The organism is Paenibacillus pedocola (assembly GCF_031599675.1).
In the GTDB taxonomy this organism is placed as follows: domain Bacteria; phylum Bacillota; class Bacilli; order Paenibacillales; family Paenibacillaceae; genus Paenibacillus_AQ; species Paenibacillus_AQ pedocola.
This window is the reverse complement of record NZ_CP134223.1, coordinates 4,194,196-4,213,856: the sequence shown is the minus strand read 5'-3', so window position 1 is coordinate 4,213,856 and position 19,661 is coordinate 4,194,196. Positions and strand designations below refer to the sequence as shown.

24 protein-coding genes are annotated in these 19,661 nt (G+C 50.6%); all 24 read left to right on the top strand.

What is annotated here, in order from left to right; translation table 11 throughout:
* The first annotated feature begins 79 nt into the window (after positions 1–79).
* The 24 genes from rpsA (at position 80) to aroH (ending at position 19,457) form a co-directional block, all read left to right on the top strand.
* Positions 80–1,393, top strand: coding sequence for a 30S ribosomal protein S1 (gene rpsA / locus QU597_RS18720; RefSeq protein WP_310829332.1), 1,314 nt, complete (start codon positions 80–82; stop codon positions 1,391–1,393).
* A gap of 185 nt (positions 1,394–1,578) precedes the next feature.
* Complete coding sequence (gene der, locus QU597_RS18715; RefSeq protein WP_054941374.1) at positions 1,579–2,904, top strand: ribosome biogenesis GTPase Der; 1,326 nt, start codon at positions 1,579–1,581, stop codon at positions 2,902–2,904.
* Between the two features lie 12 nt (positions 2,905–2,916).
* Positions 2,917–3,534, top strand: coding sequence for a glycerol-3-phosphate 1-O-acyltransferase PlsY (gene plsY, locus QU597_RS18710; protein ID WP_054941373.1), 618 nt, complete (start codon positions 2,917–2,919; stop codon positions 3,532–3,534).
* Positions 3,527–4,567, top strand: a complete 1,041-nt coding sequence (locus tag QU597_RS18705; protein ID WP_310829331.1) for an NAD(P)H-dependent glycerol-3-phosphate dehydrogenase — start codon at positions 3,527–3,529, stop codon at positions 4,565–4,567. Before plsY ends, QU597_RS18705 begins: the two co-directional genes overlap by 8 nt.
* Before the next feature lie 66 nt (positions 4,568–4,633).
* Positions 4,634–4,909 (top strand): stage VI sporulation protein F, encoded by a 276-nt coding sequence (locus tag QU597_RS18700; protein WP_054941371.1) that lies wholly within the window; start codon positions 4,634–4,636, stop codon positions 4,907–4,909.
* 161 nt (positions 4,910–5,070) lie between these two features.
* Positions 5,071–5,250, top strand: coding sequence for a DUF2768 family protein (locus QU597_RS18695; RefSeq protein ID WP_054941370.1), 180 nt, complete (start codon positions 5,071–5,073; stop codon positions 5,248–5,250).
* A gap of 52 nt (positions 5,251–5,302) precedes the next feature.
* Positions 5,303–5,671 carry a 2Fe-2S iron-sulfur cluster-binding protein gene (locus QU597_RS18690; protein WP_310829330.1) on the top strand — a complete coding sequence of 123 codons (369 nt, stop codon included), beginning with the start codon at positions 5,303–5,305 and terminating at the stop codon, positions 5,669–5,671.
* 60 nt (positions 5,672–5,731) lie between these two features.
* Positions 5,732–6,472, top strand: coding sequence for a YphF family lipoprotein (locus QU597_RS18685; protein WP_310829329.1), 741 nt, complete (start codon positions 5,732–5,734; stop codon positions 6,470–6,472).
* 403 nt (positions 6,473–6,875) lie between these two features.
* On the top strand, positions 6,876–8,354 hold the full coding sequence (spoIVA, locus tag QU597_RS18680) for a stage IV sporulation protein A (RefSeq protein ID WP_206100850.1): 1,479 nt from the start codon (positions 6,876–6,878) through the stop codon (positions 8,352–8,354).
* Between the two features lie 314 nt (positions 8,355–8,668).
* Entirely contained in the window at positions 8,669–8,941 is a 273-nt protein-coding gene (gene hbs / locus QU597_RS18675) for a non-specific DNA-binding protein Hbs (RefSeq protein ID WP_019909963.1), read from the top strand.
* 105 nt (positions 8,942–9,046) lie between these two features.
* Positions 9,047–9,295, top strand: a complete 249-nt coding sequence (mtrB, locus tag QU597_RS18670) for a trp RNA-binding attenuation protein MtrB (RefSeq protein ID WP_206100849.1) — start codon at positions 9,047–9,049, stop codon at positions 9,293–9,295.
* A 106-nt stretch (positions 9,296–9,401) separates the two neighbouring features.
* The gene (locus QU597_RS18665) at positions 9,402–9,938 is read left to right on the top strand and encodes a hypothetical protein (RefSeq protein ID WP_310829328.1); all 537 of its coding nucleotides are present in this window, start codon (positions 9,402–9,404) and stop codon (positions 9,936–9,938) included.
* A 114-nt stretch (positions 9,939–10,052) separates the two neighbouring features.
* Complete coding sequence (locus QU597_RS18660) at positions 10,053–10,922, top strand: heptaprenyl diphosphate synthase component 1 (protein WP_310829327.1); 870 nt, start codon at positions 10,053–10,055, stop codon at positions 10,920–10,922.
* Between the two features lie 3 nt (positions 10,923–10,925).
* Positions 10,926–11,678: a demethylmenaquinone methyltransferase gene (locus QU597_RS18655; protein ID WP_310829326.1), complete on the top strand. Its 753-nt coding sequence runs from the start codon at positions 10,926–10,928 to the stop codon at positions 11,676–11,678.
* A complete protein-coding gene (locus QU597_RS18650) occupies positions 11,671–12,543 on the top strand; it encodes a UbiA-like polyprenyltransferase (protein WP_310829325.1) in 873 nt (290 codons plus the stop codon). The genes QU597_RS18655 and QU597_RS18650 overlap by 8 nt, the downstream gene beginning before the upstream one ends.
* On the top strand, positions 12,543–13,154 hold the full coding sequence (locus QU597_RS18645) for a UbiX family flavin prenyltransferase (RefSeq protein ID WP_310829324.1): 612 nt from the start codon (positions 12,543–12,545) through the stop codon (positions 13,152–13,154). The genes QU597_RS18650 and QU597_RS18645 overlap by 1 nt, the downstream gene beginning before the upstream one ends.
* The gene (locus QU597_RS18640; RefSeq protein WP_310829323.1) at positions 13,147–14,007 is read left to right on the top strand and encodes a menaquinone biosynthetic enzyme MqnA/MqnD family protein; all 861 of its coding nucleotides are present in this window, start codon (positions 13,147–13,149) and stop codon (positions 14,005–14,007) included. Before QU597_RS18645 ends, QU597_RS18640 begins: the two co-directional genes overlap by 8 nt.
* Positions 14,004–14,972 carry a polyprenyl synthetase family protein gene (locus QU597_RS18635; protein WP_206100842.1) on the top strand — a complete coding sequence of 323 codons (969 nt, stop codon included), beginning with the start codon at positions 14,004–14,006 and terminating at the stop codon, positions 14,970–14,972. The genes QU597_RS18640 and QU597_RS18635 overlap by 4 nt, the downstream gene beginning before the upstream one ends.
* A 139-nt stretch (positions 14,973–15,111) precedes the next feature.
* The gene (gene ndk, locus QU597_RS18630; protein WP_054941360.1) at positions 15,112–15,555 is read left to right on the top strand and encodes a nucleoside-diphosphate kinase; all 444 of its coding nucleotides are present in this window, start codon (positions 15,112–15,114) and stop codon (positions 15,553–15,555) included.
* 25 nt (positions 15,556–15,580) lie between these two features.
* Entirely contained in the window at positions 15,581–16,384 is an 804-nt protein-coding gene (locus QU597_RS18625) for a CheR family methyltransferase (RefSeq protein WP_310829322.1), read from the top strand.
* Between the two features lie 72 nt (positions 16,385–16,456).
* Positions 16,457–16,618: a hypothetical protein gene (locus QU597_RS18620; RefSeq protein WP_167347619.1), complete on the top strand. Its 162-nt coding sequence runs from the start codon at positions 16,457–16,459 to the stop codon at positions 16,616–16,618.
* Between the two features lie 198 nt (positions 16,619–16,816).
* Positions 16,817–17,986: a chorismate synthase gene (gene aroC / locus QU597_RS18615; protein ID WP_310829321.1), complete on the top strand. Its 1,170-nt coding sequence runs from the start codon at positions 16,817–16,819 to the stop codon at positions 17,984–17,986.
* 2 nt (positions 17,987–17,988) lie between these two features.
* A complete protein-coding gene (aroB, locus tag QU597_RS18610; RefSeq protein WP_310829320.1) occupies positions 17,989–19,092 on the top strand; it encodes a 3-dehydroquinate synthase in 1,104 nt (367 codons plus the stop codon).
* Positions 19,086–19,457 (top strand): chorismate mutase, encoded by a 372-nt coding sequence (aroH, locus tag QU597_RS18605; RefSeq protein ID WP_206100838.1) that lies wholly within the window; start codon positions 19,086–19,088, stop codon positions 19,455–19,457. Before aroB ends, aroH begins: the two co-directional genes overlap by 7 nt.
* The last annotated feature ends 204 nt before the right edge of the window (positions 19,458–19,661 follow it).

The following is a 19,661-nucleotide window of genomic DNA, read 5'->3' as shown; positions in this document are numbered from 1 at the left end:
ATTACATGTAATGATTGTTTTGAACTCTGCGCTACGCGGGTTTAAATAAATGGGGTTTTGAATCGAGGAGGGTAATCACATGTCTGAAGAAACAAGAAATCAGGAAGCTGCGGCTAATGTTGAGAACAACGAAACCGTAGAAGCAACGGAAACTGTGGAATCCACTGTGCCTGTTGCCAGCAATGAAGAAGAAGTGACTAGCCAAGAAGGTTTGGAAATCATTTCTCTGAAAAAAGGCGATACCGTGAAAGGAACAATCGTCAAAATCGAAGATAACCAAGCTTATGTAAGCATTGGATATAAATACGACGGTGTGATTCCGATTCGCGAACTTTCTTCCGTACAGCTGGACAACGCTGCTGCAGCGGTTGAAGTTGGACAAGAAGTGGAATGCAAAGTAGTCAGCATCAACGACAACAAGGAAAGCCTTGTGCTCTCCAAACGTGCGGTTGACAGCGAAAAATCATGGGAAGATCTTGAAAAGTATTTTGCTTCCCAAGATGCATTCGAAGTTACTGTGGCTGATGTTGTCAAAGGCGGCCTTGTGGCTGACGTTGGCGCTCGCGGATTTATTCCTGCATCCATGGTTGAACGTCACTTCGTAGAAGATTTCAGCGACTACAAAGGCCGCACCTTGCGCGTGAAAGTGAAAGAACTGGACCGCGAGAACAGCAAGGTTATTCTGTCTGCCAAAGAAGTGCTGGAAGAAGAATTCGAAGCCAACAAACAAAAGATTATGTCCGAGCTGTCCGAAGGACAAATCATCGAAGGTACAGTACAACGTCTGACTCAATTCGGCGCATTTGTTGATGTAGGCGGCGTTGACGGTCTGGTTCACGTATCCGAAATCGCTTGGAACCACGTGGAAAAACCATCTGATGTTGTATCTGAAGGCGACAAAGTTCGCGTTAAAGTCCTTAAAGTGGACCCTGAAAAAGGCAAAATCAGCCTCAGCATCAAAGCGGCTGCTCCAGGACCTTGGGATTCCGCTGCCGGCAAAATCAACATTGGCGATGTAGTAACAGGTGAAGTTAAACGCCTTGTAAACTTCGGCGCATTTGTTGAGCTGCTTCCAGGCGTAGAAGGCCTTGTGCACATCTCGCAAATCTCCCACAAGCACATCGGCACTCCGCATGAAGTTCTCAAAGAAGGACAAGAAGTTCAAGTGAAGGTTCTGGACTTCAATCCATCCGAGAAGCGTGTTAGCCTCAGCATCAAGGAAACCGAAGAAGCTCCGGCTCCTACGGCTAGACCTGAACGCAGAGAGAGCAGAGACAGAGCGCCTAAAGAAGTGCTGAACAATCCTAACGTTTCGCTCAGCAACGAAGGCCTCAGCTTCACTCTGGCTGAACGTTTCGGCGACAAGCTGGACAAATTCAAGGGCAATAACTAATCCCTTAATTTATGTTTACACAGAAATATAAGGATACCGCATAGGGTGACTTATGTGTCTTATATTTGGTGTCATACCGGGTAAAGTAATCGGCGGGCCCTCATTCGGGGGTTCGCCGATTGTGTTTTCCAATTGAATTGTTTTTTGCTATGATGAAATACGTAAGGAAGACAGGAGGAATGAATATGGCAAGACCCGTTGTGGCCATTGTCGGCAGGCCTAACGTCGGGAAATCGACGATATTTAACAGGCTGATTGGTGATAGACTGGCCATTGTAGAAGATAAACCGGGGATTACCCGTGACCGGATTTATGGCGTTTCCGATTGGAACGGTAAATCCTTCAGTGTAATTGATACCGGAGGAATTGAGATTGACGGTGAAGATGCGATTCTGAAATCGATCCGCGTTCAGGCGGAGCTGGCGATCGAGGAAGCGGATGTCATCGTCTTTATGTGTGAGGCGAAAAGCGGTCTTACGAATGCAGATGAAGAGGTAGCGCAGATTCTGTTCCGGTCCGGCAAGCCGATCGTACTGGCGATCAACAAAGTGGATAATATGAAGCGTACGGAAGACATCTATGAATTCTACAGCCTCGGAATTGGCGATCCGATCGGTATTTCCGGCAGCCATGGTACCGGAATCGGCGATCTGCTGGATGCGGTTACTGAAAAGCTTCCGGAAAAGGAAGATGAAGAATACGATGAAGATGTGATTCGTGTTGCTTTAATTGGACGCCCGAACGTAGGGAAATCCTCGCTCGTGAACGCTATTCTCGGTGAAGAACGCGTTATAGTCAGTGATGTTGCCGGAACTACACGCGATGCGATCGATACTCCTTTTGAACGGGATGGACAGCGGTATGTCCTGATTGATACAGCGGGTATGCGTAAACGCGGCAAAGTATATGAAACTACAGAGAAATACAGTGTCATGCGTGCCATGCGTGCGATTGAGCGGGCTGATGTAGTACTTGTTGTCATCAACGGCCAGGAAGGCATTATCGACCAGGACAAGCATATTGCCGGTTATGCCCATGATGCAGGGAAAGCTTCGATCTTCGTAGTGAATAAATGGGATGCCGTCGAGAAGGACGATAAGACGATGCAGAACTTTGAGAACACGATCCGCGACCATTTCCTGTTTATGACCTATGCTCCGGTTGTTTTCTTGTCAGCACTTACGAAACAACGTCTTCAGAAGCTGCTTCCGGTTGTACAGCATGTTGCCCAGCAGCATGCCCTGCGGATTACGACGCATCTGGTTAATGATGTAGTATCTGATGCTGTAGCGATTAACCCTCCGCCTACGGACAAAGGACGCCGTTTGCGCATCAACTACGTAACCCAAGTTGCGGTGAAGCCGCCGACGATTGTTGTGTTCGTAAATGATCCGTCACTGATGCATTTCTCCTACGAACGTTATTTGGAGAACAAAATCCGTGCAGCGTTCAATTTCGAAGGTACACCGATCCGTCTCTTTACGCGGCGCAAATCCGAAAACGAAGGTTAGGGGAGAAGAGTAGTGGCGTTTGAACTTCTGGTTATCGTTGTAAGCTATTTGCTTGGCTCTGTCAGCTTCAGTGTATTGCTTGCCCGGCTGCTCAAGGGGATTGACATCCGCCAATATGGAAGCGGGAATGCCGGAGCTACTAATACACTTAGAGTGATGGGGAAAGGACCGGCCATACTGGTGCTGGTTCTGGACGTACTGAAGGGAATTGCTGCGGTCTGGCTCGGAACCTGGGCTGGCGGCTGGGGAGGCTGGGTGGCCGTCGCCTGCGGTATTGCTGCCATTATCGGGCACAATTGGCCGCTTTATTTTCACTTCCGCGGAGGAAAGGGGATTGCAACGACCATCGGCGTGATGGCCACACTTTGCTTTTGGCCTGCGCTGACTGCCGGCATTATTGCAATCCTGGCTATTGTGTTCACCCGTTATGTGTCTCTCGGCTCACTTATTTTTGTGGCGCTTACTCCGGTCTTTCTGCTGTTTACCGGATTTACAGCTCCTGAGCTTTGGGGCAGCCTGATTATCGCTGTGTTTGCCTTCTGGCGGCACCGCAGCAATATTGTAAAGATCTCTCAGGGAAGAGAGAATAAAATCGGCTCCAAAGTCAAGGAGGGGAATCGCGTTGTCTGATAAAGTAACCGTGCTGGTCGCGGGCAGTTGGGGAACTGCGCTGGCATCTGTGCTGGCGGCTAACCACTCGGAAGTTTATCTATGGACACGTAGGCCTGAGCAAGCTGCCGAGATTAATGAGGCGCATACGAACGAACACTTTTTACCGGGAGTGTCTTTACCAAAGAACATCATTGCCACTACAGACATGGAAAAAGCAGTGGACGGTTCCAAAGCGGTAGTAATTGTTGCACCGTCATCCGGTATGCGTCAAGTAGCGCGCAGCTTAAAGAGCTTTTGGAAGGAAGATATGCTCTGTATTCATGCCACGAAGGGTTTTGAGACAGAAACAAAGAAGCGGATGTCGACAGTAATTTCCGAAGAGCTGGGGTGCAGTGAAGGGCAGATTGTGGTCCTCTCCGGACCCAGTCATGCCGAGGAAGTGGTCCGTCTCTGTCCGACAACGGTTGTTGTCGCATCGGCTGATGAAGAACGGGCTGCCATCGCGCAGGGACTGTTCATTAACAACGATTTCCGTGTCTATACCAACCGCGATCAGCTGGGGGTAGAGCTGGCAGGAGCTCTAAAAAATATTATCGCCCTTGGCGCCGGTTTGTCAGATGGTCTGGGCTTCGGAGATAATGCCAAAGCAGCGCTGCTGACCCGCGGACTCGCTGAAATTTCCCGCGTCGGTGTCGAGCTGGGGGCGAACCCGTTGACCTTCTCCGGTCTGGCTGGACTCGGTGACCTGGTCGTGACGGCAACGAGCCAGCATAGCCGTAATTGGCGTGCAGGCTGGATGCTGGGACAAGGTAAACCGCTTGCTGAAGTACTGGATTCCATGGGCATGGTTGTAGAAGGAATCCGTACGACGGAGGCGGCCTATGCGATTTCATTGAATTTGGGCGTGCAGATGCCGATTACCGACCAGATCTACCACGTGCTGTTCAAGGGAAGAACACCCCGCAGCGCAGTAGAAGCCTTGATGGGCCGTGACCGCAAGACGGAGATGGAAGCCATCTCACAAGAAACCTGGGAGCAGTGGCATTCCTGATCCTGTTCACCTTTTGCCGGCGATTCTCATATGTTGTAATGGGGATTGACGGAGGAGGGAAGAAGAGTGGACAGAGATTTTTCCAAAGATGCATTAAATGCCATCAACAAAAAGGCAGGCAAGAATATAACGCCGGGTGCGGTTAAAAAGCTGGCCAGTACGGTCAAGCCGGGAACCATGCAGAATGAAGCCCAGCTCCGCCAGTTAATCAAGCAGGTATCAGCCATGGCGAAGGTGCCGGTCAGCGAGGCTACTGTGCAGGAGATTATTAGTGCTGTCAAAAAAGGCGGCACAAACTCCGGCACAATGGAGTCTTTGATGAAAATGTTAATGAAAAAATAGTATTTCTCTTCATATTGCGGAGAGCAAACGACCTGGAGTCCGAGCAGATTCCAGGGTCTTTGCTCTTTTTTTGCTGTGGGATGGACTTTATAGGTTTCTTGATATAATGTTCATGCTATAATATTCGCAATTAAAGATAAACGGCAGGAGGCGGCTCAGCTATGGATCCGATGACGAAGATGTGGTTATCTCTTATTGCGATACTTATCATGGGAGTATCTGTGTTTCTGATCACCTTTGCCCGCAGCAAGACGAAAGGCGTGCTTAGAGCCATTTTGTCCATAGTTGCCTTTGTTATCATGTTAATCGGCCTGCTCAGCGGAGCGGCTTCAATTATGTAAGCATTTACAAAAATGCAATGCCTGAAACATAGCTAGGGAAGGAAGCTGTAGGATGAAGCTGCAAAATGGATATAAGGTTACTTTTCTGCCCGAGGAACGAATAGCGGTTGTTAAGCATGGGACATCGCTGCTGGAGGCTGCCCGCAAGGCCGGAGTGGTATTGCCTACACGCTGCGGAGGTAAAGCCGCCTGTCTGATGTGCAAGGTGACTGTGGAACAGCAGGAATCCGGAGCGCTGCGCCCACCCGGTGAGGCCGAACGGCGCAAGCTGGGCAGCCTGCTGGAGCAAGGCGTCCGTCTGGCCTGCCAGGCTGCCGTCTGCAGCGATTTGAGCGTCAGTGTTCCCGAAGACCCGCTCAAAGCGGCTGTACGCCGCAGGCTGGAAGCTGCACGCCGTGGTGAAAGGGACGAGCTATGGTAGTAACTGATAAGATGCTGAAGATTGGAGCCTTCAGCGATTGAACGACGGGGGGCGGAAGCTGTGAAACTCGCCAGGAGAGTGAATAGGCAAGGAGCAAGACTAGGGCTGCTTGCAGGAATCATCCTGCTGCTTTCTGTACTGGCAGGCTGCATGTATCCCGAAGAGCAGATGCAGCCGGGAAGCAGCAGCAGGGAGAGCGTCAGGCGCGTTCAGGCGGCTGTTGATGATTATCAGCAGGTGGAAGGGCTGCTGCCTATTCTTAATAGCGATGAGGCCACACCGCGTTATGAGAAGTTCGTGGTTGACCTTGAAAAACTGCGCCAGCAGGGGTATTTAGAGGAAATTCCGTCAGCTGCCTTTGAAAAGGGCGGAAATTCCTATTTTCTGATTCTCGATGAGGAAACTGCTCCTGTTGTGAAGCTGATGGATCTCGTCACTGTACAGAAGGTTAATGATGTCCAGCGTCAGGTGAACCGCTACAAGGCCGATCACGGGGGCAAGCTTCCGGCAGGGGAGGAACGTTATCCGGGGCTTTTTTCCATCGATTCCAAGCAGGCGGGGACGTCTGGGATTACACTGAAGAGTGTTTATTCCGGAGAGCCGCTGGAGTTTATGATGGATAAGAACGGCAGGGTGTATGTTGATTATGTCCTTGATATTATGTCTGCAATAGACAAAAATGGGAGTACCCCGGGGCCCGATAAGGACTTGAGAACCGAACTGGAGACGGCTTCTTTTTATGTGCCGGTGAAGTCCTTACCCTATCTGTGGGTCAGCGGCAAGCCTGTTCCCCAGCCATAAGTAAATAATCAGCAGTGTATAACCATCCCCCTAACTCAGGGGGCTTATTTGTGTTTGCCTGTGCTTTGAAAAGAGTGAATCAGTTCTATACGCCGCCCGTTTTTCATATGCTTGATGAGAAGGTTTCCGGGCAGCAGCTGGCTTTTGTGAAATTCGTGTATAAATTGCTCAGCTGCGGGTCATAAATCCGTTCCGGATACATATGATGATACTAGTCCAAATGCATGTCCGAGCATTCGGAGTTTAGCGCGGGGCAAGAATGTTCCGCTTAGGCAGGCTAGGCTCCCTGGCGGGCAATGCCAAGTCCGGTGGATGTCCTGCAAGGGTCAGTTTACCGGCGGAACGCGAAGTCGATGCTCTTCAGGCATTTTTTCTTCGGAGTAATATGAGGAGGGGATCTCTTTTGGAAAAAGTGGATATTTTCAAGGACATTGCCGAGCGTACCGGCGGAGACATTTATCTTGGCGTCGTCGGCGCGGTTCGCACGGGGAAATCGACATTCATCAAACGCTTCATGGAGACGATTGTTCTGCCGAACATAACGAGCGAAGCAGACCGGGTAAGAGCTGTGGATGAACTGCCGCAGAGCGCAGCTGGCAAAACAATCATGACAACAGAGCCGAAATTTGTGCCGAACAACGCGGTGCAGATCAAGGTTGCGGAAGGCCTTGAAGTGAATGTCCGGCTGGTCGATTGTGTAGGGTATGCCGTCGAAGGCGCAAAGGGCTACGAGGATGAAAACGGGCCCCGTATGATTTCCACACCTTGGTTTGAGGAACCGATTCCTTTTCAGGAAGCGGCGGAGATTGGCACACGCAAAGTGATTCAGGAGCACTCCACACTGGGTGTAGTAGTGACTACGGACGGCACAATTGCTGAAATTCCGCGCCACTCCTACATTGACTCGGAAGAGCGTGTTATTGCTGAACTGAAGGAGGTCGGCAAGCCGTTCGTGCTTGTAATCAACTCTACACGGCCGCGCAGTGAGGAAGCACAGCAGCTCCGCAGTGAGCTGGCTCTGAAATACGATATTCCGGTGATGACGCTCAGCGCCGCCAATATGACGGAGGAGGATGTGACCGGTGTGCTGCGGGAAGTGCTCTATGAATTCCCGGTACATGAGGTTAACGTCAATCTGCCTAGCTGGGTCATGGTGCTTGGCGAGAACCACTGGCTGCGCAGCAGCTACGAGAATTCCGTCCGGGATACGGTAAAAGATATCCGCCGTCTGCGGGATGTCGACCGTCTGGTCTCCCAGTTTACCGAATATGACTTCATTGACAGAGCCGGACTCAGCGGCATGAACATGGGTCAGGGAGTGGCTGAAATTGATCTGTACGCTCCAGAAGAGCTGTACGATCAGGTGCTCATGGAAGTGGTCGGTGTTGAAATCCGCGGCAAAGATCATCTGCTGCAGCTGATGCAGGACTTCGCACATGCCAAGCGTGAATACGACCGTTTCTCAGAAGCGCTGGAAATGGTCAAAACAACAGGCTACGGTATTGCTGCACCGTCGCTGGCTGAAATGGCGCTCGATGAACCGGAATTGATCCGCCAAGGATCACGCTTTGGAGTCCGCCTGAAGGCGACAGCCCCATCCATTCATATGATCCGGGTTGATGTGGAATCGGAATTTTCGCCGATTATCGGCACTGAGAAGCAGAGTGAAGAGCTGGTGCGCTATCTGATGCAGGACTTTGAGAATGACCCCATTAAAATTTGGGAGTCAGATATTTTCGGCCGCTCACTGCATTCCATCGTGCGTGAAGGCATACAGGGCAAAATCGCCATGATGCCGGACAATGCCCGCTATAAGCTGCAGGAAACGCTTGGACGAATCATTAATGAGGGCTCAGGCGGACTTATCGCCATTATTTTATAAATCAACGATACCTGATGAACCAGTTGTCAGAAAAGGGAGCGGAGGATAATCCGCTCTCTTTTTTGTACTTAAATTGAAGAATCTAACAGTATTAGTCTATCATTTCAGCGGATATTCTCTCCTCAAATGATACTTTCTGCTCCTTTTTTGAGTAACGCCTTGAAATTATGGGTGGGCTGTATTACTATAAGTTTGTTGCGCTTCTAGGAAGAAGGGCGCCAGTATCTAGTAATAAACGGGATTATCACGTATATTTTGCGTTGAAACGGAAACAGTGTATGATACCGGAAATTTGCCCAGGGAGGTGAGAAGACATGAATAAATCAGATTTGATCAACGTAGTTACAGAAGCAACTGAACTTCCCAAGAAAGATGCTACTAAAGCGGTAGATGCCGTTTTCGAAGCGATCACAGGAGCTCTGCAAAGCGGCGATAAAGTACAACTGGTTGGATTCGGAAACTTTGAAGTGCGCGAACGTTCCGCACGTAAAGGCCGCAACCCGCAAACTGGTGAAGAAATCGAAATTCCTTCAAGCAAAGTACCTGCTTTCAAACCAGGTAAAGCGCTTAAAGACGGAATCAAATAGAGATTTCTACATATCAATCCTATAGTCTCTTTCCGAGTATTGACGATGCCGCCCTCCAAGGCGGCATTTGTTGTTGCAGGACTAAAACGTTAAGGAGGATTAAACATGACCGAGAAGAATAATGGCGTTAGCCCTGCACCGGCCGGCAGCGAATACATCGTGGTAAAGGCCAAGGAGAACGGCGTTCAGGTAATCGGCCTTACCCGGGGCCTGGATACGCGGTTTCACCACACGGAGAAGCTGGATAAAGGAGAGGTGCTGATCGCTCAATTCACCGATCATACCTCAGCTATGAAAATCCGCGGTAAAGCAGAAATATGGAGCAAACACGGACAACTGGAGAGTGAAAGCTGAAAAGCAGGCATAGCCTGCTTTTTTTCAAAATATAACTAGATATAGGCAAGTCTGTATGATCGTATAATGTCACTGCTTGGCGGAAACTATGGATAGGGGGCGGGCTATGAACCGGAGCTGGCTGATCGGAATTGCAATGCTGCTGACCGCTGCGGTTGCTGTAATCTTGCCGCGTCTGGCGTCCCTCGAACCAGCTCTGCAGCAGTCTCGCTCGGTGGAGACCCTTGGCAGGGGCAGTACCACGCTTGCAAATGATAATCTCGTAGATGTGATAAGCAAGCTGCCCTTCAGCCTCGACATTGACAGTGTCGGCTGGAAGAATCAGATCCTGTCGCTGGATCTAAAGGTAACTGGCAACGATCATGAGCCTCAGGAGTTATATCAGAACATGGCACTGGCGGTTTCTTTTGCCTTTCAAGACACGGAGAATATTGACCAGCTGCTGCTGCGTATCGTAGCGGAGGATAAATGGCTGGACAGCCGGCGCCTCTTGCTCGCCGGGGATATCCGCCGTAAGGAATGGTCGCTCCAGCTGCAGCAGGAGCTGCAATGGGCCGGCAATGGGCCGTTGCCTGACCGCCTTAAGAAAGGCTTCCGTATTAGTGAAAGCGAGCTGTGGCGGAAGCAGTTCATTTATCCCTGATATGGGTAAAAGAAACTAGGACGCCCCATCGTGCGTGACAAAAAAACATGTGATATAATAGACAAGATTGTGAACAAAGATATTGTAATAACGTCAATGGCTTCGGAGGCTGAAATGAAACCGTACCGCATACCGCAATTAGTTCAACCCTACACAGACTACGACATGATTCAGCGGCATACGGAATTGCCGCCGTTTTCGGATGGGCGTAGTCATTTGTTATATATTTTTCTGAGTTACGGCACTGAAGCTGAAGACCGTAACAGGGAGCTCTACACGCTTGTTACTGGCCTTGTGCAGCTCGCTCTCGATACGCATGAGATCATCGACCGTACTCAGGATGATCCCGGTGGCGACCTTATGCGTTCCCGGCAGCTTAAAGTGCTGGCCGGCGACTATTTCAGCGGCTGGTTCTATCACTTGCTTGCGAAACGCGGACAGATTGAGATGGTGGGCAGTTTAAGTTCGGCGATCGCTGACTTTAACGTGATGAAGGCCCGTTTATACGGCAAAATGAAGGAGATGCTGCTCTCCGCGGAACAATATTTGCGGCATTCGGTTCAGCTCAATATGCGGCTGTTCCTTTCTTTTACACCGATGATTGAAGGGGCGCTCACCGAACTTTGGGAGAAGCTGCTGGCCGAGTTTAGCCATTGTGAAACGGTGTGCTCCGAACTGCGGCGCAGTAATGATCCCGGAAATGCCCGGGAAGGGTACTGTTACTGGAAAATGCTGGAGAGTGCATCGGAGGATGAGGTTGAACTGCTTCGCGGGCAGAACATGGACCTTAAGGACTGGAAGAAACTGAAAATGAAATACAAATGTGACACCCTGCTGACCGACAAGCTTCACGAATCGCTTCAGTCCATCCAAGGACTGCTGCAGGGTATTAAGGACGAGCATCTGATCAGTGAGCTCAGCACAGTGCTGGACCGCTTCCTCCTGCAGATGAAAATTTCTGGACAAGCAGCCGTGGAGGGGTAGAGTATGACGATAGAGAAGACTTCTGCTTTGGGTGATAAAGGTGTTAAGCCGAAAGAGCAATTTGTTCATTCCGTATTTGAGAGCATCGCAGGTAAATATGACCTGATGAATGATATTTTGAGCTTCCGCCGCCATAAAGCCTGGCGTAAATTCACCATGCGCAAGATGGCGATGAAGCGGGGCGATTCGGCAGTAGACCTTTGCTGCGGCACTTGTGACTGGAGTATCGCACTCGCAGAGGCGAGCCAGACCGGTTCCGTGATGGGACTGGATTTCAGTGCAGGAATGCTTGAAGTGGGCCGGCGCAAAGTTGAATCGCAAGGCCTTCAGGACCGTATCTCCCTCATCCAGGGCAATGCCATGGATCTTCCGTTTGGTGACAACTCCTTTGACTATGCAACAATAGGCTTCGGGCTTCGCAACGTGCCTGATCTCGTTCAAGTGTTGAATGAAATGAAGCGTGTGGTGAAACCGGGAGGAATGGTTGTCTGTCTGGAGCTTTCTAAACCGATGAAGCAGCCGTTCAAGGGCATTTATTATTTTTATTTTGAGCGGATGCTTCCGCTCCTGGGTAAACTGTTTGCCAAAAGATATGAGCAATATAAATGGCTACCGGAATCACTGGCCCTCTTCCCGGACAGAGAGCAGCTATCGGTGATTTTTCGTGAAACCGGGCTGCAGAAAGTGGAATCCTTCCCCTTGACCGGAGGCATCGCTGCATTACATATTGGGTTCAAGGAGAATTGTAATGTTTAAAAAAGTCGGCGTTTTCCTGCAAATGATTAAGTTTGAACATACTGTATTTGCTTTACCGTTCGCCTTTATGGGTGCGCTGTTAGGATCCGTTGTAATGTTCGGCCAGCTGCCATCCTGGTCACAGATTGGCTGGATCATTATCGCCATGTTCGGTGCACGAAGCGCGGCTATGGGGTTGAACCGGCTGATAGACCGGATTAGTGATGCGAAGAATCCCCGGACAGCCGGAAGGGCAATTCCCGCAGGGCTATTGAAGGTTGGAGAAGTATCAGTGTTCATCGCAATTTCGTTCTTTTTATTATTCTGGGCAGCCTTTAAGCTGAATCCCCTATCTGCTCAGCTTCTGCCTATTGCTGTATTTCTGCTGGTGTTCTATTCCTTCACTAAGCGTTTTACCTGGGCCTGCCATCTGATCCTCGGATTAACCATTGCGCTCGCTCCTCTGGGGGGCTGGGTTGCGGTTACGGGCAATGTAGACTGGACCGCCATGATTTTTTATTTCACTATTGTGTTCTGGACCGCCGGTTTTGATATTATCTATTCCTGCCAGGATGTTGAGTTTGATGTAAAAGAAGGCTTGTATTCCATCCCTGTGCGCTTTGGAGTGGCCCGTGCACTGGATATTGCTAAGGTATTCCATATTCTGACGGGTATCGGATTTGTTTCCCTGCTCTTTATTACTGATTTAAGCTGGTGGTATGTGGCTGGAATGCTGATTGCTTATATTATCCTGTTTTATGAACATCATATTGTGTCCCCAAGCGATTTAAGCCGTTTGCAGACAGCGTTTTTTACAATGAACGGTGTGCTGAGCATCGTCGTGTTTTCCTTTACTCTGATTGACTTGGTGGTGCAGTTTTACTGATGACAGAGCTGAAACCGAAACACTTCGTCGTAGGAATCACCGGGGCGAGCGGCGGAATTTACGGCGTCCGTCTGACGGAAACCCTGCTTGCACTGGGGTATACGGTCCATCTTGTGGTCAGCAATGCAGGCTGGCGGGTGTTCAAAGAAGAACTGGGTTTTGCCGCCACAGACCGGGAAGGCTTTTTGAACGAACAGTTCAAAGGCTATCCCGGTTCTCTGCTTTATCACCCTATTGCGGATATCGGGGCATCCATTGCCAGCGGCTCCTTCCGTACAGAAGGAATGATTATTATGCCTTGCTCGATGGGAACGCTGTCTGCTGTAGCGCATGGAAGCTCGGACAACCTGATGACGCGGGCTGCTGATGTGATGCTGAAGGAAGGAAGACCCCTGGTGCTTGTGCCCCGTGAGACACCGCTTCATGCCATTCATCTGGAAAATATGCTGAAGCTTTCGCGGCTAGGAGTCAAGCTAATACCGGCAATGCCAGCCTTTTATTTTGGCCCGACCAGCATGGATGATTTGGTTAACTTCATGGTTGGGAAAGTGCTGGACAGCTTTAACATTGAACACCATTTATTCCGCAGATGGGGGGAGACGAATGAGTAATCCTCAGCATACCGTTATTGGCAAAATCAGCTATACCAACTCATGGCCGGTATTTCACAATTTCCACCCCTCTTCGTTAAGCTATCCGGCAGAGATGGTGAGTGAAGTGCCTGCCATTCTTAATCAGGGGATGGCCCGGGGGACGATTCATGTAGGCGCCTTATCTTCTTTTGCTTATGCGGCGTTAAGTGACCGGCTGCTGCTGCTGCCGGATTTGTCTGTCAGTGCGGATGGCCCGGTAAAATCCATCATGCTGTTCTCCCGCGTGCCTTACACGCAGATTGGGCATGGAAGAATAGCGGTAACCAACACCTCAGCGACTTCAGTGAATCTGCTGAAGATTCTGCTGGAGAAGGCGGCCGGCTGCAAACCGGAATATGTGACGGCAGAACCCGATCTGGACAGGATGATGGAAGTGGCGGATGCCTGTCTTCTGATTGGCGACAATGCGATCAAGGCTACCTGGCAGGATCAGGGCTACATCGTCACGGATCTTGGCGAGGTCTGGAAAGAATGGACCGGACACAGCATGACCTTTGCAGTCTGGGCGGTTAACCGTGAGGCAGCGAGAGACAAGCCGGAGGCGATCGCCGAAATTGCCGAGGCTTTTGTAGAGAGTAAAGTACGCGGGGTAAACAAGCTTGCTCCGATTATCCGGGAGGCCTGCTCCTCGGTTGGAGGCACACCTGAATATTGGCACGGGTACTTCAGTAATTTATGTTATGACTTTGGGGAAAGGCAGCAGGAAGGTCTGAACCTCTATTTCCGCTATGCCTATGAATTGGGCCTGCTGCCGCAGGAAGTGAAGATGGAGCTTTGGAGCCACAATCTGCTGACACGGGTGAAAGAATGAAGCGAATGCAAATATTCGGATTGCTGAATAAGGATATGGATCAGATTGAAAAAGAGCTATACCGCAGTGTTCAAGGTGACGACGAACTGCTGACCGAGACTTCTCTTCACCTGCTGAAGGCAGGCGGCAAACGGCTACGACCGGTATTTGTGCTCATGGGCGGCAAATTCGGACAATATGATCTGGAGAAACTGAAGCGTGTCGCAATTCCGCTGGAGCTGATACATAGCGCTTCACTAGTGCACGATGATGTCATCGATGATGCCGAGCTTCGCCGGGGAGAGCTTACCGTCAAGGCCAAATGGGGCGATAAGATCGCCATGTATACCGGTGATTATATCTATGCCAAGGCACTTGTCATCACCTCTGAACTCAAAAATCCGCGGATTCATCAGATCCTTTCGAAAGCAATGGTGGAGATGTCCATCGGAGAAATGGAACAGATCCGCGATTTCTTCAACAGTGAGCAAAGTGTACGCCATTATCTGCGGCGGATCCGCCGCAAAACAGCGCTCCTTATCGCTATCAGCTGCGAGCTTGGTGCACTGGCTGCGGACGCAGAGCCACAAACTGCCCGCCTGCTCTATAATTACGGTTATAATGTCGGGATGGCGTTTCAGATCCGCGATGACTTATTGGATCTCTCGGGAACAGAGAAGCAGATCGGCAAACCGCCGGGCAGTGATATGAGGCAGGGCAATATTACGCTTCCGGTGATTTACAGTCTGGAGGACACGCGCCTGCGAGCGCCGCTGTTGGAGGAATTGGCCTCTATCCGCGCAGAGCAAGCCGGTGTTGGCCGTGCCATTGATCTGATCCTGTCCGGAGACGGAATTACCCGTGCAGAAGCGCTGGCTTCACGCTACATCGACAAAGCACTGGCCGCGCTGGACCAGCTTCCGACTAACAAGACCAAACGGAATCTGCGGGATATTGCCTTTTTTGTAACCGGACGTGCTTACTAAGCCTCTTATTCCCCAAAATATTAAACGTTCACAGATGGCAGGGTTTCTGATAATATCAGAAAATATAACCATAATATAAAGCTGGGACTTGTCTCAAACCGGTTATTTATTGGACTAAGCGAAAATGGAGAGTGACTCTATGGAAAAAACGTATCTGATGATCAAGCCCGATGGCGTACAGCGCGGATTGATCGGGCGTATTGTCGCCCGCCTGGAGGATAAGGGATTCAAGCTGATTGCTGCGAAGCTGATTACCGTTACGGAAGAGCAAGCCAAAAAGCATTATGCAGAACATGAAGGCAAAGACTTTTTCCCTGGACTGGTAAGCTTTATCACTTCCGGTCCCGTATTCGCTATGGTATGGGAAGGCGATGATGTAGTCGCGTTGTCCCGTCTGATGATCGGCAAAACGAAAGTTGGCGAAGCATTGCCGGGCACGATCCGCGGTGATTTTGCCAGCCATACTCCGCTTAACCTGATCCATGGATCGGATTCGCCGGAAAGTGCAGAGCGCGAAATAGCTAATTTCTTTGCTCCGGAAGAACTGGCAGACTACAGCAAAGACATCGCAGTCTGGATGTAACTCCAGGCGGGAGGCAGGGATTATAATGGCTGATCATGAAGAGAATTCAACAGCACCAGACCCGGATTACACCGGGTTTATTCATAATGTTAAGCAAAGCACCGGAATTGATCTGGCCCAATACAAGGAAGCTCAGATGAAGCGCCGTCTGACGACGCTCCGGACAAAGAACGGGTATCATACTTTTGCTGAATTTTTTGCTGCAATGATGAAGGATAAATCTTTATTCTATGAATTTCTGGACCGGATGACGATCAACGTCTCAGAATTCTGGCGCAACCCGAACCGCTGGGAAGTACTGCGGGATGTTATACTGCCGGAACTGCAGCGCTCAGGCCGCAGGATGAAATTGTGGAGCGCTGCCTGCTCAACCGGAGAAGAGCCGTATACGCTGGCTATGATCCTGTCTGACAAAAACATCCTGTCACAGACCGGCATTCTGGCTACGGATATTGATGACGGGGCACTGGCGAAGGCGAAGCAGGGACTCTATCTGGAACGTTCCTTGAAAGATGTGCCAAAGGATGTGGCGAACCGGTACTTTACTCCGGAGGGCCCAGTTTTCAAGGTTAGTGAATCGCTGAAGAAGAATATTGATTTCCGTAAGCAAAATCTGCTGCTCGACAAATTCGATGAAGGGTTTGACCTGATCATCTGCCGAAATGTAATGATCTATTTCACAGAGGAAGCGAAGAACAAGCTCTATCATAAGTTCTCAGCCAGCCTGCGTCCGGGCGGTTATTTGTTTGTAGGTAGCACGGAACAGATCTTCACTCCTGCACAATACGGATTTGAGTCAACGGAAACATTCTTCTACCGGAAAAAATAGGTATACTTTCGTAATCTTTCAGTGATACTGAATAGCAGGTACTTTATGCCATGCGAAAGGTCGTTAATCCAGATGGACAAAAGTAAGGTCATTGCCGCATACAGACGCGGGTTTCTGACCGTCCGTGAATGCGGGCAAATTCTTGGTGTCGAAGAGCTGCAGCTGCAAAGCCTGCTTAAGCTTGAGGAGAGCAAGCAGACTGTTCCTCCTGCACAGCGAAAGATCGGAAGCTGATTCAGGGCTCTGAACCGGGACGTTTAGCAGCGCCGCCTTTGCTCGAAAGAGTAAGGCGGCGCTGTTCTTATATGGACGCAAGTCTGACTTTTGCCCACGATCCCTTTCTTGTCAAAGCGGGAAGGCTATACTATAATGAGGCAAGAGTTTTAATATTTTAGCGGTTTACAGTTTAAAAGTGTGAAAGGGGAACGCAGCATGAGTTTACGCTATTTAACAGCGGGGGAAACGCACGGCCCCCAGCTTACAGCAATTATTGAGGGACTGCCCAGCAATTTGACACTTAACTTCGAAGAGCTTAATTTTCAGCTGCTGCGGCGGCAGAAGGGCTACGGCCGCGGACGCCGGATGCAGATCGAGAAGGATACCGCACAGATCGTCGGCGGTGTGCGCCATGGCTATACCACAGGTGCTCCGGTAGCTTTGGTAGTAGAGAATAAGGACTGGACACACTGGAAGAATATTATGAATATTGAGCCGATTCCCGGCAGTGATGAAGAGAAGCGGCGGGTAAACCGGCCGCGTCCCGGACATGCCGACTTAAACGGCGGATTGAAATATAACCATACCGATCTGCGGAATGTACTGGAGCGTTCCAGCGCACGTGAAACGGCCGCAAGAGTGGCGGTAGGCGCTGTTGCCCGCCAGCTGCTGGCAGAGTTCGGTGTCAAGATTGCCGGACAGGTGATCCGGATCGGGGAGATTGAAGCGCCTGCGAATAATCTGCCTATCGATGAATTAATTGCCCGGACGGAAGAGTCCTCCGTACGAGTCGTGGATAAAGAGACGGAACAGAAGATGGAGGCATACATAGACAAGATCAAGGAGGAAGGCGACTCTATCGGCGGAATTGTCGAATGCATCGTTGAAGGATTGCCTGTCGGACTCGGAAGCTATGTACAGTACGACCGTAAGCTTGATGCAGCCATTGCCGGAGCCGTCATGTCGATCAATGCCTTCAAAGGTGTGGAGATCGGGATCGGCTTTGAAGCCGGCATCCTGCGCGGCTCACAGGTCCATGACGAGATTATGTATGAAGCCTCCCGGGGATATTACCGGGCAAGCAACCGGCTGGGCGGCTTTGAAGGCGGCATGACTAACGGAATGCCGGTCGTAGTCCGCGGTGTCATGAAGCCGATTCCTACCCTGTACAAACCGCTGCAAAGTGTGGATATCGACACCAAGGAGCCTTTCACCGCGCAGGTGGAACGCTCGGATGCCTGCGCTGTTCCGGCAGCTTGTGTAGTACTGGAGAACGTGGTTGCCTGGGAGATTGCCAAAGCATTCCTGGAGAAGTTCGGCGGCGATTCACTTGAGGAGATTAGAGCAAACTACAATAGTTACCTGGCGCAGCTGGAGAGCTACTGATTATGCGCAGTATTACTGTAGATTTAGGCGAGCGCTCTTATCCAATTCATATCGGCAGCGGATTGCTGCGCAAGATCGGGGAACGTTGCCGGGAAGCCGGCATTCCGCTCCGCAGCCCGCTGCTGGTCGTCAGCGACAGCGAAGTAGCCCCGCGCTATCTGGCTGAAGTCGAAGCTTCGCTTCACGAACAAGGTTATTCGGTCGTAAGCCACGTTATTCCATCCGGAGAAGCTTCTAAGTCACTTGCCGTCTACGAGGAAGTGATTACGACTGCGATTCAGGCTGGTCTGGACCGCAGTTCAGCGGTGCTGGCGCTTGGAGGCGGTGTAGTAGGAGACTTGGCGGGGTTCGTAGCCGCATCCTACATGAGGGGCATAGGGTTCATTCAGATCCCAACGACGATCCTTGCACACGATAGCAGTGTGGGCGGCAAAGTGGCTGTCAATCATCCGCTGGCGAAGAATATGGTCGGGGCCTTTTACCAGCCCTTGATGGTGCTCTATGATCTGGATACCCTGAGTACGCTGCCGCCGCGCCAAGTCTCATCCGGCCTGGCTGAAGTGGTGAAGCACGGTCTGATTCTGGACCGTGAATTTGCGTACTGGTGCCGTGAGCATGCAGCGGACCTGCTTGCCCTGGATGCAGAGGCGCTGGGCTATGCCCTGGAGCGCGGATGCGCCATTAAGGCAGTAGTCGTCGGCAATGATGAACGCGAGCATGGCCAGCGGGCGATCTTGAACCTGGGACACACGATCGGACATGCCATCGAAGCGGTAGGCGGTTACGGTGTATTCCTGCATGGTGAGGCGATTGCCATCGGGATGGCCGGTTCGGCACTCTTGGCTGCCAAGCTGGGCCGCGATCAGGGCATTTATGAGGACACCGTCTCTATGCTGTCCGCATTATCGCTGCCGGTGAGTCTGCCCGCAGAGTTCAGCGAGGATGAGCTGATGGATGCCATGATGCATGACAAGAAGTTCAAGGAAGGCAAGATGACCTTTATCGTGCCGGATTCTATAGGTGCTGTCAGCATCGTGAATAATGTGCAGCAGAGTGATGTGCGTGAGGTTATCGCACAGCTTAAGAAGGAGGGAAGCCCATGGTGAACCGGGGGATACGCGGTGCAACTACCGTAACCAAAAACGAGGAAAATGAAATTTTGCGCGAAACCGTTGTGCTGCTGCGGGAAATAGTCGAGCGCAATGATGTTATTGCCGAAGATATCTGCAGTGTATGGATTACCGTGACGGGTGATCTGGATGCTACTTTCCCGGCGCGGGCCATCCGAGAAATTGAGGGCTGGGATTTGGTGCCGCTGATGTGCTCCGTTGAGATTCCCGTCAAAGGCGGTCTGCCGATGTGCATCCGGCTGATGGTACAGGTCAATACGGATAAGTCGCAGCGGGATATCCGCCATGTCTATTTGAATGAGGCGCAGAAGCTTCGTCCGGATCTCTCACAGAGCAAGTAATTTATTATCGGTTCCGGGTTGTCAATGAACACCGTCATCATGTATAGTGTAATTAGCCGAGTAAAGCCCTAGTTGAGTTTAGCCTAGTTGAGTATAGCTGAGACGAGTGCAGGATGTTAAATCTGAGGCATTCCATTGAATTGCATATGTCTTTTTGGATAGTATTAACGGTTTATTTACGCTACCCGTATATCCTTAATCAGA

Excerpts from the sequence above, each read along its gene's own strand:
- der (WP_054941374.1), top strand. The coding sequence starts at position 1,579 with ATGGCAAGACCCGTTGTGGCCATTGTCGGCAGGCCTAACGTCGGGAAA.
- QU597_RS18690 (WP_310829330.1), top strand. The coding sequence starts at position 5,303 with ATGAAGCTGCAAAATGGATATAAGGTTACTTTTCTGCCCGAGGAACGA.
- QU597_RS18655 (WP_310829326.1), top strand. The coding sequence starts at position 10,926 with ATGACGATAGAGAAGACTTCTGCTTTGGGTGATAAAGGTGTTAAGCCG.
- QU597_RS18620 (WP_167347619.1), top strand. The coding sequence starts at position 16,457 with ATGGACAAAAGTAAGGTCATTGCCGCATACAGACGCGGGTTTCTGACC.
- QU597_RS18665 (WP_310829328.1), top strand. The coding sequence starts at position 9,402 with ATGAACCGGAGCTGGCTGATCGGAATTGCAATGCTGCTGACCGCTGCG.
- QU597_RS18635 (WP_206100842.1), top strand. The coding sequence starts at position 14,004 with ATGAAGCGAATGCAAATATTCGGATTGCTGAATAAGGATATGGATCAG.
- aroH (WP_206100838.1), top strand. The coding sequence starts at position 19,086 with ATGGTGAACCGGGGGATACGCGGTGCAACTACCGTAACCAAAAACGAG.
- mtrB (WP_206100849.1), top strand. The coding sequence starts at position 9,047 with ATGACCGAGAAGAATAATGGCGTTAGCCCTGCACCGGCCGGCAGCGAA.
- QU597_RS18645 (WP_310829324.1), top strand. The coding sequence starts at position 12,543 with ATGACAGAGCTGAAACCGAAACACTTCGTCGTAGGAATCACCGGGGCG.
- QU597_RS18640 (WP_310829323.1), top strand. The coding sequence starts at position 13,147 with ATGAGTAATCCTCAGCATACCGTTATTGGCAAAATCAGCTATACCAAC.
- rpsA (WP_310829332.1), top strand. The coding sequence starts at position 80 with ATGTCTGAAGAAACAAGAAATCAGGAAGCTGCGGCTAATGTTGAGAAC.
- hbs (WP_019909963.1), top strand. The coding sequence starts at position 8,669 with ATGAATAAATCAGATTTGATCAACGTAGTTACAGAAGCAACTGAACTT.
- QU597_RS18650 (WP_310829325.1), top strand. The coding sequence starts at position 11,671 with ATGTTTAAAAAAGTCGGCGTTTTCCTGCAAATGATTAAGTTTGAACAT.
- QU597_RS18660 (WP_310829327.1), top strand. The coding sequence starts at position 10,053 with ATGAAACCGTACCGCATACCGCAATTAGTTCAACCCTACACAGACTAC.
- aroC (WP_310829321.1), top strand. The coding sequence starts at position 16,817 with ATGAGTTTACGCTATTTAACAGCGGGGGAAACGCACGGCCCCCAGCTT.
- ndk (WP_054941360.1), top strand. The coding sequence starts at position 15,112 with ATGGAAAAAACGTATCTGATGATCAAGCCCGATGGCGTACAGCGCGGA.
- aroB (WP_310829320.1), top strand. The coding sequence starts at position 17,989 with ATGCGCAGTATTACTGTAGATTTAGGCGAGCGCTCTTATCCAATTCAT.
- QU597_RS18625 (WP_310829322.1), top strand. The coding sequence starts at position 15,581 with ATGGCTGATCATGAAGAGAATTCAACAGCACCAGACCCGGATTACACC.
- QU597_RS18695 (WP_054941370.1), top strand. The coding sequence starts at position 5,071 with ATGGATCCGATGACGAAGATGTGGTTATCTCTTATTGCGATACTTATC.